This is a genomic window from Halomonas sp. HMF6819 (genome assembly GCF_044335525.1).
GTDB lineage: Bacteria > Pseudomonadota > Gammaproteobacteria > Pseudomonadales > Halomonadaceae > Vreelandella.
Window position 1 is genome coordinate 852,421 of sequence record NZ_JBIQVY010000002.1, and the last position, 12,443, is coordinate 864,863.

The window sequence follows — 12,443 nt, forward strand, 5'->3', positions numbered from 1 at the left end:
ATGAAGGCACGCCCGCCGAGCCGTTTCGGTTCGGGGGCCAGGACCAGGATAGTGATGCGATAGGGAGATCCATGCAGCTCAACTCACGCCGGGTGGCGCTTTTGGTCGCCGCCAACACCGCGCTTGCGCCCTTTGCCATCGACGCGTATCTGCCGGCGATCGGCATTCTGGCCCAGGCGATCGATGAGAGCATTCATCGCACCGAGCTTTCGATCAGCATGTTTTTGTTCGGCTTCGCGTTGGGTCAGCTCTGCTTTGGGCCGCTCTCCGATCGAGTCGGGCGCAAGCCGGTGTTGATGGGCGGGCTGGTGGTCTTTTTGCTAGCCAGCCTTTTGATCAGCACCGTGGACAGCCTCGGCGCGCTGCTGGCCTGGCGCTTCGTGCAGGCGCTGGGCGGCGGGGCGTGCGTGGTGAACTCGGCGGCAATCGTGCGCGACTGCTTCAGCGGGCGCGAGGCGGCGAGGGTGATGTCGACCATGGCGATGATCATGATGCTGGCGCCGCTGGTGGCTCCGGCGGTGGGGAGTCTTCTGCTGCGTGTCGGCGACTGGTGGCTGATATTTTGGTTTCTGGCGGTCTATGCCGGATTCTTGCTATGGCTTCTGGGGACGAAGCTTCCGGAAACGCGTGACATGAGCCTCCCGGCCGCTTCGCCGCGCCAGGTACTGCGGAATTACGCAAGCGTGCTGCGCCACCGCGAGGCGATGGGGTATATCTGCGCGGTCGCCGCCTCCTTCGCCGGGCTGTTCGCCTTCGTCACCGCCTCACCGTTTCTCTATCTGGACTACTTCTCGCTCTCTCCCCATATCTACCCGGCGGTGTTCGGGGTCAACGTGGTGGTCATCGCGCTCTCCAACCGGGTCAATATTTATCTTTTGCGCCACCGCACGCCGCAGCAAAACCTGCGTTTGGGGTTGGGCGTTCAGCTGGTGGCGGCGCTGGCGCTGGTACTCGTCAACGCCCTGGGGCTGGCCTCGCTGTACGTGGTGGTGCCGCTGATTATGCTGTTCACCGGCATGATCGGGCTGATCACGCCCAACGCCATCTCGTCGCTGCTGGATCACTTTGGCCATATCAGCGCCACGGCAACGGCGCTTCTGGGCGGTATTCAGTTCACCTGTGGAGCGCTTGCCGGGGTGGTGGTTGGGCTATTCGAGGTCGATCACCTGTGGCCGATGCTGCTCACCATGCTAACGGTGGCGCTGATGGGTAACCTGGGCGTGCGCTGGCTGACGCCGCGCCCGGCAACGCTGCCTTGATGTGCGTTGGGGCGCGTTAAAAAAAGTTGGTGAGCGCGGCGCTGTCATATAATTGCAATCAAAGCGCGGCAGACTCCTCGGTGTCGAAGGCCAGAAGGCCACCTTTTCCAGCGGCGCGCTGGATTTCACACCAAGGGGAACGCAACGATGAATGTAACCAAAAAGACGCTAAGTGTTGCCGTAGTCGCCGCCCTGGGCGCCGGCGTATCCAGCGTAGCCATGGCTCGCGACACCATTCAGATTGCGGGCTCTTCGACCGTACTGCCGTTTGCCAGTATCGTCGCAGAAGAGTTTGGCAACACCTATTCCCAGTTCAACACGCCGGTCGTGGGCTCCGGCGGCTCCAGCGGCGGTCTGCGTCAGTTCTGCCAGGGCGTGGGTGAAAACACCATCGACATCGCCAACGCCTCGCGCCCGATTCGTCAAAGCGAAGTCGAAAGCTGCGGCGAGAACGGCGTTAACGACATCCTCGAGGTGAAATTCGGCTACGACGGTATCGTCTTCGCCTCGCGCCTGGATCAAAACTCGTTCGAGCTGACGCCGGAATTCGTCTTCAAGGCCGCCGCTGCCCAACTGCCCCAGGATGGCGAGCTGGTCGACAACCCCTACACCAACTGGTCCGACATCGACGATAGCCTGCCGGACCAGGAAATCACGCTGGTCATTCCGGCTTCCAACCACGGTACACGTGAAGTATTCGAAGAGCGCGTACTGCACGCCGGCTGCGATACTGTCGCGGAAGTGGAAGAGGACGCCTGCAACAATCTGCGCGGTGACGGCCGTATCGTCGAAATCGCCGGCGACTACACCGAAACCCTGGCCCGCCTGGACGCCCAGCAGAACGCCGTTGGCGTATTCGGCCTGAGCTTCTACGACCAGAACCGTGACCGTCTGCAAGTGGCGACCATGGACGGCGTCGAGCCGAGCCTCGAAACCATCGGCTCCGGCGAATACCCGGTATCTCGCCCGCTGTTCTTCTACGTCAAAGGCGAGCACCTGGACGTCATCCCCGGCCTTGCCGAGTACACCGAGTTCTTCCTCAATGATATGACCTCCGGCTACGGAAGCCCGCTGGAAGACGCAGGCCTCATCCCGATGGACGAAGGCGAGCGTCAGGAGCAGCTCGAGCAGTTCGAGTCGCGCACTGTGGTCAGCGCCGAGTAACGTCTGGCCCGCCTTGCAACAGGCGCCGTGCCTGATAACGCAAGGCAGGTGAGAAAGTGATTGCGCCGGCATCGAGGCATTCGATGCCGGCGTTTAAACGTAGAAAGTAAAAGGCGAAGACATACCATGAGCAATTTTGCCTTGATCGCCACGCTTTTGATGCTGATGGCCTTGGCATATCACCTAGGGCTGACGCGCAGCCGCGCGGTGGCTTCAAGCCGCGACGTGCGTCTGCACTCGCGCCCGGGTTATTACGGCACGCTGGTCGCCCTGTGGTGCGGGCTGCCGGCGCTGGTCATTTTTCTTCTCTGGTCGTTTCTGGCGCCGCAACTGATCGATACGTTGGTCACCGATCAACTGCCGCCGGAGCTTGTGAGCGGGCTGGGCGACCGGGAAATGCAGACCCTGATGCGCCGCATCTCGGCTCTGGCCGACGGGCGCGGCGTCGCCGGCGGCGGAAGCCCGGAGGAACTTGCCGCGGCGAATCACATGGCGCGACTACAAACGCTTGAAAACATCGCCTTGGTAGCGGTGATGGCGGTACTGGCGGTGGCCGGGCTGGTGCTGGCGCGTCGGCGCATCTCGCCGACCTGGCGGGCGCGTAACCAGGTCGAGCGCGTCATTACCTTTGCGCTGGCCGCAAGCTCGGCGGTGGCCATTTTGACCACCGTCGGCATCGTGCTCTCGATGCTTGGCGAGGCGCTGCGCTTTTTCAGCTTTATCCACCCGGCGGACTTCTTCTTCGGCACGGTGTGGAACCCGCGTTTTAGCACCGCAGGCTCAAGCGGGCAGGGCGAGTTCGGTTTGCTGCCGCTTTTGTGGGGCACCCTGATGGTCAGCGCCATCGCGCTGTTGGTCGCCATCCCCGTGGGGCTGATGACCGCGATCTACATGTCGGAGTACGCTTCGCCCTGGCTTCGAAGCATCGCCAAGCCGATCATCGAGATTCTGGCGGGCATTCCCACCATCGTGTACGGCTTTTTCGCGCTGACGGTCATCGGTCCGTTTCTGTCGATGCTGGGTGATCTGGTGGGCATCAATATCCGCACCACCAGCGCCATGACCGCCGGCATCGCTATGGGCATCATGATCATTCCGTTCGTCTCGTCGCTATCCGACGACATCATCACGCAGGTGCCCAAATCGCTGCGTGATGGCGCGCTGGGCCTTGGCGCGACCAAATCGGAAACCATTCGCCAGGTGGTACTGCCCGCCGCACTCCCCGGCATCGTCGGGGCGTTTTTGCTCGCGGCGAGCCGGGCGATCGGCGAGACCATGATCGTGGTGCTGGCGGCAGGCAACAACCCGGTACTGCACGCCAACCCGTTCGAGGCGGTCTCCACTATCACCGTGACCATCGTCAACCAGCTCACCGGCGACATGGATTTCGCCAGCCCTCAGTCGCTGGTCGCCTTCGCGCTTGGTTTGACGCTGTTCGTGATCACGCTGGGCTTGAACGTCATCGCACTGGTCGTGGTGCGCAAATATCGTCAGCAATACGAGTAGATGCCCATGTCCCTAACGATTGAGCAGCGCCGCCAGCATCGCCTCGAAACGATCGAGAAGTCGCTTTCCAAGCGCCATCGCAAGGAAAACACGTTCCGCCGGCTGGGGCTGGTGGCGGTGCTGACCGGGCTGACCCTGGTCGCCATCCTGTTTGCCAGCATCCTGAGCAAGGGCGTACCCGCCTTCTGGCAGGCCACGCTCTACACCGAGGTGACGTTTGATCCGGACGTCATCGATCTACCGCCCAAACCCGAGCGCCAGGAGGGCGAAAGCCAATTCGCCTTTGACGAGCGCATGACCCAGTGGTTGACCCAGGCAGGGCTGGTGAACTGGCAGTCGCTGATCGATGCCTCGCTCGAGCAGGCCCTGGGCGAAGAGGTCGAGCCGCGCCAGCTGCGCGATCTGCGCGCGCTGGTCGCCTCCGGCGAGCGCTACGCGCTACGCGACCGCTTCACCGAGGCCCCGTCGCTTTTAGGTGAAACTGTGTCGCTCGAGATGCTTGCCAGCGCCGATGTCGACGTGTGGGTGAAGGGCAATATCGACCGGGACCTGCCGGACGCGCGGCTGCAGTTAAGCCCGCAGTCCCGCGCCTGGATCGACGTGCTGCAGGACCGTGATGTGTTGCGTCAGTCCTTTAGCACGTCGCTATTCATGAATACCGACTCGCGCAGCTCGCTCGCCTCGGCGGGGCTAGCCGGTGCCTTCATGGGGTCGCTGTTCATGATGATGGTGGTCATTTCGCTGTCGGTGCCATTGGGGGTGTCGAGCGCGATCTATCTCGAGGAGTTCGCGCCCAAAAATCGCCTGACCGATCTCATCGAGATCAACATCAACAACCTGGCCGCGGTGCCGTCGATCGTCTTCGGTCTGCTGGGCGCCTCGATCTTCATCGGCTACCTGCGCCTGCCGCTGTCGGCGCCGCTGGTCGGCGGCCTGGTGCTCACGCTAATGACGCTGCCGACGATCATCATCGCCACCCGCGCATCGCTGCGCTCGATTCCGCCGTCGATTCGCCAAGCCGCGCTCGGTATCGGCGCCTCGCGCGTGCAAACCGTGTTTCACCACGTGCTGCCGCTGGCGCTGCCGGGCATTCTCACCGGCTCGATTCTGGGTGTGGCCCAGGCGCTGGGCGAAACGGCGCCGCTTTTGTTGATCGGCATGAACGCATTCGTGGCCAACGTGCCGGGCTCGCCGATGGATCAGTCCACGGCGCTACCGGTGCAAATCTATCTGTGGCAGGGTAACGAGCTGCGCAACTTCTTCGAGGCGCGCACGTCCGCGGCGATCATCGTGCTGTTGGGCCTGATGCTCAGCCTGAACGCGCTGGCCATCTGGCTGCGTAAAAAATTCGAAACGAGGTGGTAAGTGGATACTTCTACGCACTCTTCTGCGAGCTCTTCTGCGAATTCCGAGTCTACGAACGCCCGGGAACGTGCGCCTTCCGGCGCCATGTCCAGCGTCAGCGTCGGCAATGGTGAAAACCGCGTCAGCAAGGCCACGGACAGGGTCAAGCTCAAGGCCGAAGGCGTCAACGTCTTCTACGGCGATACCAAGGCGATCAACGGCATCGATCTGGATATTTACGAAAACGAAGTGCTGGCCTTTATCGGCCCCTCGGGCTGCGGCAAGTCGACGTTTCTGCGCTGTTTGAACCGCATGAACGACACCATCGATATCTGTCGTGTCGAGGGCAAGATCACCCTCGACGAGCGCGATATCTACGCGCCGGATCGCGACGTAGTGCTGCTACGCGCTCAGGTGGGCATCGTGTTTCAAAAGCCCAACCCGTTTCCCAAGTCGATCTACGAAAACATCGCCTACGGGCCGCGCCTGCACGGGCTTGCCAAGCGCAAGGCGGAGCTCGATGACATCGTCGAGAGCAGCCTGCGCCGCGCCGGGCTCTGGGACGAGGTCAAGGATCGTTTGGATAAGCCTGGCACCGGGCTCTCCGGCGGCCAGCAGCAGCGTCTTTGCATCGCGCGCACCGTGGCGGTGAGCCCGGACGTGATCCTGATGGACGAGCCCTGCTCGGCGCTCGACCCCATCGCCACGGCGAAGGTGGAGCAGTTGATCGACGAGCTCAGCGAGAGCTACACCATCGTCATGGTGACCCACAACATGCAGCAGGCCGCTCGCGTGGCCGACCGCACCGCGTTTTTCCACATGGGCGATCTTGCCGAGGTCGATACCACCGACAACATCTTCACCAACCCGCAGGATCAGCGCACCCACGACTACATCACGGGGCGCTTTGGCTGAACGCTATTCGTTTTTGGCGTAAATAAAAACCCGCATCGATTCGATGCGGGTTTTTTCGTGCAAGCCGCTGGGTGATCAATCGATCAGCTCGACCGCCACCGCCGTGGCCTCGCCGCCGCCGATACACAGACTCGCCACTCCACGCTTGCCGCCGGTCGTGCGCAGCGCGTGGATCAAGGTTGCGATGATGCGCGACCCCGTCGAGCCCACCGGATGCCCTTGGGCGCAGGCGCCGCCGAAGACGTTTACCCTGGCGTGATCCAGTCCTAGATCGTCGATGGCCATCAGCGTGACCACCGCAAACGCCTCGTTGATCTCGAAGAGATCGACGTCATCGACGCTCCAGCCGATCTTTTTCAACAGCGACTCGATCGCACCCACCGGCGCGATGGTGAACTCGCTCGGGTGGCGCGAGTGGGTGGCGTGGCCGAGCATGCGCGCCAGAGGCTTCACTTTCATGCGCTCGGCGCCTTCGCGGCTGGCCATGATCAACGCCGAGGCGCCGTCGGAGATCGAGCTTGCGTTCGCTGCGGTGATGGTGCCGTCCTTGGCAAACGCCGGGCGCAGGGTGCGGATCTTGTCGAGTCGGGCTTGGAAGGGCTGCTCGTCCTTATCGATCACGCTCTCGCCCTGGCGGGTGGTGACCGTTACTGGCGCCATCTCGGCATCCAGGGAGCCGTCTTCATTGGCTTTCATCGCCCGCTCGAGCGAGGCGATGGCGAAGTCGTCGAGGCGCTCGCGGGTGTAGCCGCGTTCGCTTGCGATTTCCTGGGCGAACACGCCCATCAGCTTGCCGGTTTCGGCGTCTTCCAAGCCGTCATAAAACATGTGGTCCTTGAGCTCGCCGTGGCCCAGCCGGTAGCCGCTGCGCGCTTTGGTGAGCAGGTGCGGGGCGTTGGACATCGACTCCATGCCGCCGGCCAGCATCACCGAGTTGGTGCCCGCCTTGATCAGATCATGACAGAGCATCGCCGCCTTCATCCCCGAGCCGCACAGCTTGTTGATGGTGGTAGCGCCGATCGCATCGGGAATGCCGGCTTGGCGCATGGCCTGACGGGCAGGGCCCTGCTTGACGCCGGCAGGCAGCACGCAGCCAAGAATGCCTTCCTCAATGGCGTCCGGGGCAATGGCGCCACGCTCTAACGCGGCGCGAATGGCGACCGCCGCCAGCTCCGGGGCGCTTTGGCTTGCAAGGCTGCCGCTCATCGCGCCCATGGGCGTGCGGGTGGCGGATAGAAAGACGATATCGTTGGCGCTGCTCATGGGGAGTCTCCTAATGGCATTGTTATCAAGACGCTTCCAAAACGCATGTCACGGCTGTTGTCGTAATGGTCGTAGTGATGTTCGTGGCGATAGTGGTCGTTGAAAAGTGTAGCGAGGAACAGGTGGCCGCTGCGCGCAGCCACTGTCGGGCGCGACCAACGTCTAACGCCGTTGTGGCGCCGCTCGCTTGCGCTGGCCCGGCAATCCTTTTAGCGTTAGCTAAAGGGCAAGTTTCCGTTAACGTAAACCAATGCCCGCGGAATGCAAGTCTCTTGTCGCACGCTCGACCCAATAGCTCGATCCAATAACAAAAGAGAGCCGCCATGACTCACACTGCTTCACTTCCCACCCATGCCGACTATCTCGAGCGCTTCTCGGCTGACGTCGTGATCGAAGCCCTCGATACTCACAAGGATGGCAAGCTCAACGCGTTCGAGGCGTGCTGCGCGCGCCACCTTGAACAGGGGCGCGGCGAGACGCTGGCGCTGGTACACGAAGATACTCACCAGCAGGTGCACACGCTCACCTATCGCGAGCTCGACGCCGAAAGTGCGCGCTTGGCCGGCTGGCTACTCGACCAGGGCTTGAAAGAGGGCGATCGCATCGCCTGTATGCTGCCGCGCTCAAAAGCGCTGCTGGTGGCCGTGGTGGCGACCTGGCGCATCGGCGCGGTGTATCAGCCGCTTTTTACCGCTTTTGGGCCGGATGCGGTGGAATACCGCCTTAACCGCGCCGATACGCAGCTGGTCATCACCGATCACGCCAACCGGCACAAGTTCGACGGTATCGAGCGCTGCCCGCCGGTACTGGCCATTGGCGGGCCAAGCGACGAGCACTCGGCGGATCTCGACTGGCAGGCCGCACTCGAGCATGCGCCCATGAGCGACGCGCCGCCGCGCATCGACCCGGAGGCGCCGTTTCTACAGATGTTTACCTCCGGCACCGTGGGCAAGCCCAAGGGCGTGGCGGTGCCGCTCAAGGCGATGGCGGCGTTCGCGCTTTACATGGAACTGGCGGTGGATCTCAAGCGCGAGGACCGTTTCTGGAACATGGCCGACCCGGGCTGGGCTTACGGGCTTTATTACGCCATCGCTGGGCCGCTGCTACTGGGGGCAACCACGCACTTCTGCGAGGCGGGCTTTAGCGCCGAAGGGGCGCTTGCGTTCATGAAGCGCCACGACATCACCAACTTCGCCGCCGCACCCACCGCTTATCGGCTGATGAAGGCATCAAGCCTGTTCGACGACGCTCACCAAAAGCTCAACTTGCGCGCGGCGAGCTCGGCGGGGGAGCCGCTCAATACCGAGGTCGTCAACTGGGTCGTCAAATCCCTGGGCTGTGAGGTGATGGACCACTACGGCCAGACCGAAACCGGCATGACCTGCAACTGCCATCATGGCCTCGATCACCCCAAACACGTGGGCGGCATGGGCGTGCCGCTGCCGGGCTACCGGCTGGCGATTCTCGACGCCGAGTACAACGAACTTCCGCCGGGTGAGCCAGGGGTGCTCGCGGTGGATATCGCCAGCTCCCCCGTGCACTTCTTCCAGGGCTACACTTGGCAGGAGAAGGACCCGTTCGTGAACGGCTACTACCTGACCGGCGACGTCGTGATCAAAAACGAGGACGGCAGCTTTCAGTTCGCCGGGCGCGACGACGACATCATCACCACCGCGGGCTACCGGGTCGGCCCGACCGATGTCGAAAACAGCGTCATGACTCATCCGGGCGTGGCGGAGTCGGCGGCGGTGGGCAAGCCTGACGAGATACGCGGTGAAATCATCAAATCCTTCGTTGTACTGCGCGAAGGCTTCGAGCCGACTGAAGCGCTGGCCGAAGAGATCCGCACGCTGGTACGCGAGCGCCTGTCGACCCATGCCTTCCCGCGCGAGATCGAGTTCGTCGACGAGCTGCCGAAAACCCCCAGCGGCAAGATTCAACGTTTCAAGCTGCGCGCCCAGGCGGGTGCCGCCTCAATGAACCCCAGTAAAGGGCAGTGATATGGAAATAAACCAGCGCGCATTTTTGATCACCGGTGCCGCCTCCGGGCTCGGCGCGGCGACCGCCGAGCGGCTTTTGAGCCTTGGCGCGAGCGTGTTGCTGTGCGATGTAAGCGAGCGCGTGCATGAGCAGGCTAAAGCGCTCGGCGAGCGCGCCCGCGCCATGACCGCGGACATTACTTCAAACGAGCAGATGGAAAAGGTCGTCGAGGCAGCGGTCGCCCTCGGCGGCGAGCAGGGGTTGGCCGGCGTTGTCCACTGCGCGGGGGTGGTGAGCGTGGCCAAGTTGATTGACCGCGAAGGCCAACCGGCGGATCTCGACGCCTACGCCAAAACGGTTCAGATCAACCTGATCGGCACTTTCAACGTCATGCGCCTGGCCGCCGCGGCGATGGCGAAGAATGCACCAGCGGCGTCTGGCGAGCGCGGGGTGATCGTCAATACCGCCTCCGTGGCCGCCTTCGACGGCCAGGTGGGGCAGTGCGCCTACAGCGCCTCGAAAGCCGGGGTGGTCGGCATGAGCCTGCCCGCTGCCCGCGAGCTTTCGCGCCACGCGGTGCGCGTCATGGCCATCGCCCCTGGGGTGTTCGAAACGCCGATGATGAGCGAGATTCCGCATGATGCCTATGACGCCCTGGTGGCCGCCGTGCCATTTCCCAAGCGCCTCGGTCGCGCCGAGGAGTTTGCCCAGCTGGCCGAGCAGATCATCACTAACCCGATGCTCAATGGCGAAGTGATTCGCTTGGACGGCGGTATTCGCATGCAGTGAGAAGGGCGCTTGCGCTCGAGTCGTCTCAAAGCAACAAGGTGAGCGTTCACTATTCGACTAAAGAGTGCGTGCGCATGGCGGCTAAATTCAAACGCCCGCTTGACGAATATGAGGTGTCGCGCTAATTTCAAACAATCGTTTGAAAGCCGCGTTTTCCTGTGGCTTTCGGCCACGGTTGAGGAGACCCGCGATGCCCAGTTACCAAGCCCCCCTGCGTGATCTGCGTTTCGTCATGGACGAAATGCTCGACTACCCCGCGCACTACGCCGCGATCGGTAAAGGCGACGACGCCTCGCCGGACGTAGTCGGTGCCATTCTGGAGGAGGGTGGGCGCTTCGCCCGCGAGGTTCTGCTACCGCTCAACCAGATCGGGGACGCCCAAGGCTGTAAGCGGCTGGAAAACGGCGACGTCAAAGCGCCGGACGGCTTTCGTGCGGCGTACCTGCAGTACGTCGAAGGCGGCTGGCCCGGCCTCTCCGCCGAGGTCGACCACGGCGGCCAGGGTCTTCCGCCGTCGCTTGCCATGGCGCTTTCGGAAATGATCTGTGCCAGCAACCTGGCTTGGGGGATGTATCCCGGGCTTTCTCACGGCGCCGTCGACGCACTGCGCCACCACGGCACCGAAGAGCAAAAAGCCACCTACCTCAGCAAGCTGGTCGAGGGCGTCTGGACCGGCACGATGTGTCTGACCGAGCCCCACTGCGGCACGGATCTTGGTTTAATAAAGACCCGCGCCGTGCCGACGGAGGACGGCGCCTATACCGTTACCGGCACCAAAATCTTCATCTCCGCCGGCGAGCACGACCTTGCCGAGAACATCGTGCATCTCGTGCTCGCGAAACTGCCGGATGCCCCGGAAGGCTCGAAAGGTATTTCGCTGTTTTTGGTGCCGAAGTTCTTGCCAAACGCCGAGGGCGGCGCCGGCGAGCGTAACGGCGTGGTGTGTGGCTCGCTCGAGCACAAGATGGGCATTCACGGCAACGCCACCTGCGTGATGAACTTTGACGGCGCCACCGGCTACCTGGTCGGCCCGCCGCACAAGGGCCTTGCCTGCATGTTCACCATGATGAACGCCGCGCGGCTCGGCGTTGGTATTCAGGGCCTTGGGTTGATCGAGGCGAGCTTTCAGAACTCGCTTGCCTACGCTCGTGACCGGCTGCAGATGCGCGGGCTCTCCGGCAAAAAAGCCCCGGAAAAGCCCGCCGACCCGATCATCGTTCACCCCGACGTGCGTCGCATGCTGCTGACTCAGAAAGCCTTCGCCGAAGGTGGTCGTATGCTGGTGCTGTACGCAGCGCAGCTGCTCGACCAGGTGGAGCACGGGGCAGCGGGCGAAGAGCGTGAGCGCGCCGACACGCTGCTTGGGCTTTTAACACCTATCGTCAAGGCGTTCTTGACCGAGGTGGGGTTCGAAAGCACCAACGAAGGCGTTCAGGTCTTTGGCGGTCACGGCTTCATCAAGGAGTGGGGCATGGAGCAGCTGGTGCGCGATGCGCGCATCACGCGCCTTTATGAAGGCACCACCGGCATCCAGGCCCTCGATTTGCTGGGCCGCAAGGTGCTGATGAGCCAAGGCGAGTCGCTGAAGGTCTTTACCAAGGAGATTCACAAGTTCTGCAAGACCGAGGCCGATAACCCAGCGCTCAAGGAGTTCATCGAGCCGCTGGCTAAGCTCAACGCCGAGTGGGGCGAGCTCACCATGGGCGTGGGCATGAAAGCGATGCAGGACCGCGAAGAAGTGGGGGCTGCGAGCGTCGACTATTTGATGTACTCGGGCTACGTGGCGCTGGCTTATCTGTTTGCCCGCGCCGTTAAGAGCGCGGCGACCTGGCTCGACGGTGACGACAAGGCGTTCTACCAGGCGAAGATCGACACCGCGCGCTTTTACTATCAGCGCCTTTTACCGCGCACCCGGGCTCATGCCCAAATGATTCAGGCCGGAGCGGGAAGCCTGATGGCGATATCAAGCGATGACTTCGGTCTGGGCTTTGAAATCTAGCGCCGCCTGCTTGATATAACCGTTTACCTCCTTACCGGCAGTTTGATCTGCCGGTTTTTTTGTTTTTAGCCTTCTTACTAGCGTTTCGTTTGGCCTGCTTAACTTTTTGCACAAACCGCTTGCACTCGCCCGGCCAAATCCGTAAAGTACGCATCCGCTGCCGGGGACGCACAGCGTTTCAGGCGGTGAATGAAGGTGAAAACCTTCGGTTTGTCAGGAAGTTC

General features: G+C 62.5%; 9 protein-coding genes. 8 read left to right on the forward strand and 1 reads right to left on the reverse strand.

Translation table 11 applies throughout. The features are described 5' to 3' along the window. The first annotated feature begins 71 nt into the window (after positions 1-71). From ACGLWX_RS10025 to pstB, 5 genes are all read left to right on the forward strand, one after another. Positions 72-1,259 (forward strand): multidrug effflux MFS transporter, encoded by a 1,188-nt coding sequence (locus tag ACGLWX_RS10025; RefSeq protein ID WP_396239402.1) that lies wholly within the window; start codon positions 72-74, stop codon positions 1,257-1,259. A 147-nt stretch (positions 1,260-1,406) separates the two neighbouring features. Then, entirely contained in the window at positions 1,407-2,423 is a 1,017-nt protein-coding gene (locus ACGLWX_RS10030; RefSeq protein WP_252108914.1) for a substrate-binding domain-containing protein, read from the forward strand. Positions 2,424-2,549: 126 nt separating this feature from the next. Then, the gene (gene pstC / locus ACGLWX_RS10035; protein WP_396239404.1) at positions 2,550-3,929 is read left to right on the forward strand and encodes a phosphate ABC transporter permease subunit PstC; all 1,380 of its coding nucleotides are present in this window, start codon (positions 2,550-2,552) and stop codon (positions 3,927-3,929) included. Between the two features lie 6 nt (positions 3,930-3,935). After that, positions 3,936-5,294 carry a phosphate ABC transporter permease PstA gene (gene pstA, locus ACGLWX_RS10040; protein ID WP_396239406.1) on the forward strand — a complete coding sequence of 453 codons (1,359 nt, stop codon included), beginning with the start codon at positions 3,936-3,938 and terminating at the stop codon, positions 5,292-5,294. An 84-nt stretch (positions 5,295-5,378) separates the two neighbouring features. Further along, positions 5,379-6,188 (forward strand): phosphate ABC transporter ATP-binding protein PstB, encoded by an 810-nt coding sequence (pstB, locus tag ACGLWX_RS10045; RefSeq protein ID WP_396239448.1) that lies wholly within the window; start codon positions 5,379-5,381, stop codon positions 6,186-6,188. Between the two features lie 75 nt (positions 6,189-6,263). On the opposite strand, the gene ACGLWX_RS10050 is transcribed toward pstB, so the two are convergent. Continuing rightward, entirely contained in the window at positions 6,264-7,451 is a 1,188-nt protein-coding gene (locus ACGLWX_RS10050) for an acetyl-CoA C-acyltransferase (RefSeq protein WP_396239408.1), read from the reverse strand. Between the two features lie 323 nt (positions 7,452-7,774). Here ACGLWX_RS10050 and ACGLWX_RS10055 point away from each other — a divergent pair, with 323 nt between their 5' ends. The 3 genes from ACGLWX_RS10055 (at position 7,775) to ACGLWX_RS10065 (ending at position 12,219) form a co-directional block, all read left to right on the forward strand. Further along, on the forward strand, positions 7,775-9,451 hold the full coding sequence (locus ACGLWX_RS10055; RefSeq protein ID WP_396239410.1) for an AMP-binding protein: 1,677 nt from the start codon (positions 7,775-7,777) through the stop codon (positions 9,449-9,451). A gap of 1 nt (position 9,452) precedes the next feature. Further along, complete coding sequence (locus tag ACGLWX_RS10060; RefSeq protein ID WP_396239412.1) at positions 9,453-10,220, forward strand: SDR family NAD(P)-dependent oxidoreductase; 768 nt, start codon at positions 9,453-9,455, stop codon at positions 10,218-10,220. Between the two features lie 190 nt (positions 10,221-10,410). Next, the gene (locus ACGLWX_RS10065; protein ID WP_396239414.1) at positions 10,411-12,219 is read left to right on the forward strand and encodes an acyl-CoA dehydrogenase C-terminal domain-containing protein; all 1,809 of its coding nucleotides are present in this window, start codon (positions 10,411-10,413) and stop codon (positions 12,217-12,219) included. Positions 12,220-12,443: the final 224 nt, after the last annotated feature.

Coding starts and splice junctions, on each gene's coding strand:
- ACGLWX_RS10025 (WP_396239402.1), top strand. CDS start 72: ATGCAGCTCAACTCACGCCGGGTGGCGCTTTTGGTCGCCGCCAACACC.
- ACGLWX_RS10030 (WP_252108914.1), top strand. CDS start 1,407: ATGAATGTAACCAAAAAGACGCTAAGTGTTGCCGTAGTCGCCGCCCTG.
- pstC (WP_396239404.1), top strand. CDS start 2,550: ATGAGCAATTTTGCCTTGATCGCCACGCTTTTGATGCTGATGGCCTTG.
- pstA (WP_396239406.1), top strand. CDS start 3,936: ATGTCCCTAACGATTGAGCAGCGCCGCCAGCATCGCCTCGAAACGATC.
- pstB (WP_396239448.1), top strand. CDS start 5,379: ATGTCCAGCGTCAGCGTCGGCAATGGTGAAAACCGCGTCAGCAAGGCC.
- ACGLWX_RS10050 (WP_396239408.1), bottom strand. CDS start 7,451: ATGAGCAGCGCCAACGATATCGTCTTTCTATCCGCCACCCGCACGCCC.
- ACGLWX_RS10055 (WP_396239410.1), top strand. CDS start 7,775: ATGACTCACACTGCTTCACTTCCCACCCATGCCGACTATCTCGAGCGC.
- ACGLWX_RS10060 (WP_396239412.1), top strand. CDS start 9,453: ATGGAAATAAACCAGCGCGCATTTTTGATCACCGGTGCCGCCTCCGGG.
- ACGLWX_RS10065 (WP_396239414.1), top strand. CDS start 10,411: ATGCCCAGTTACCAAGCCCCCCTGCGTGATCTGCGTTTCGTCATGGAC.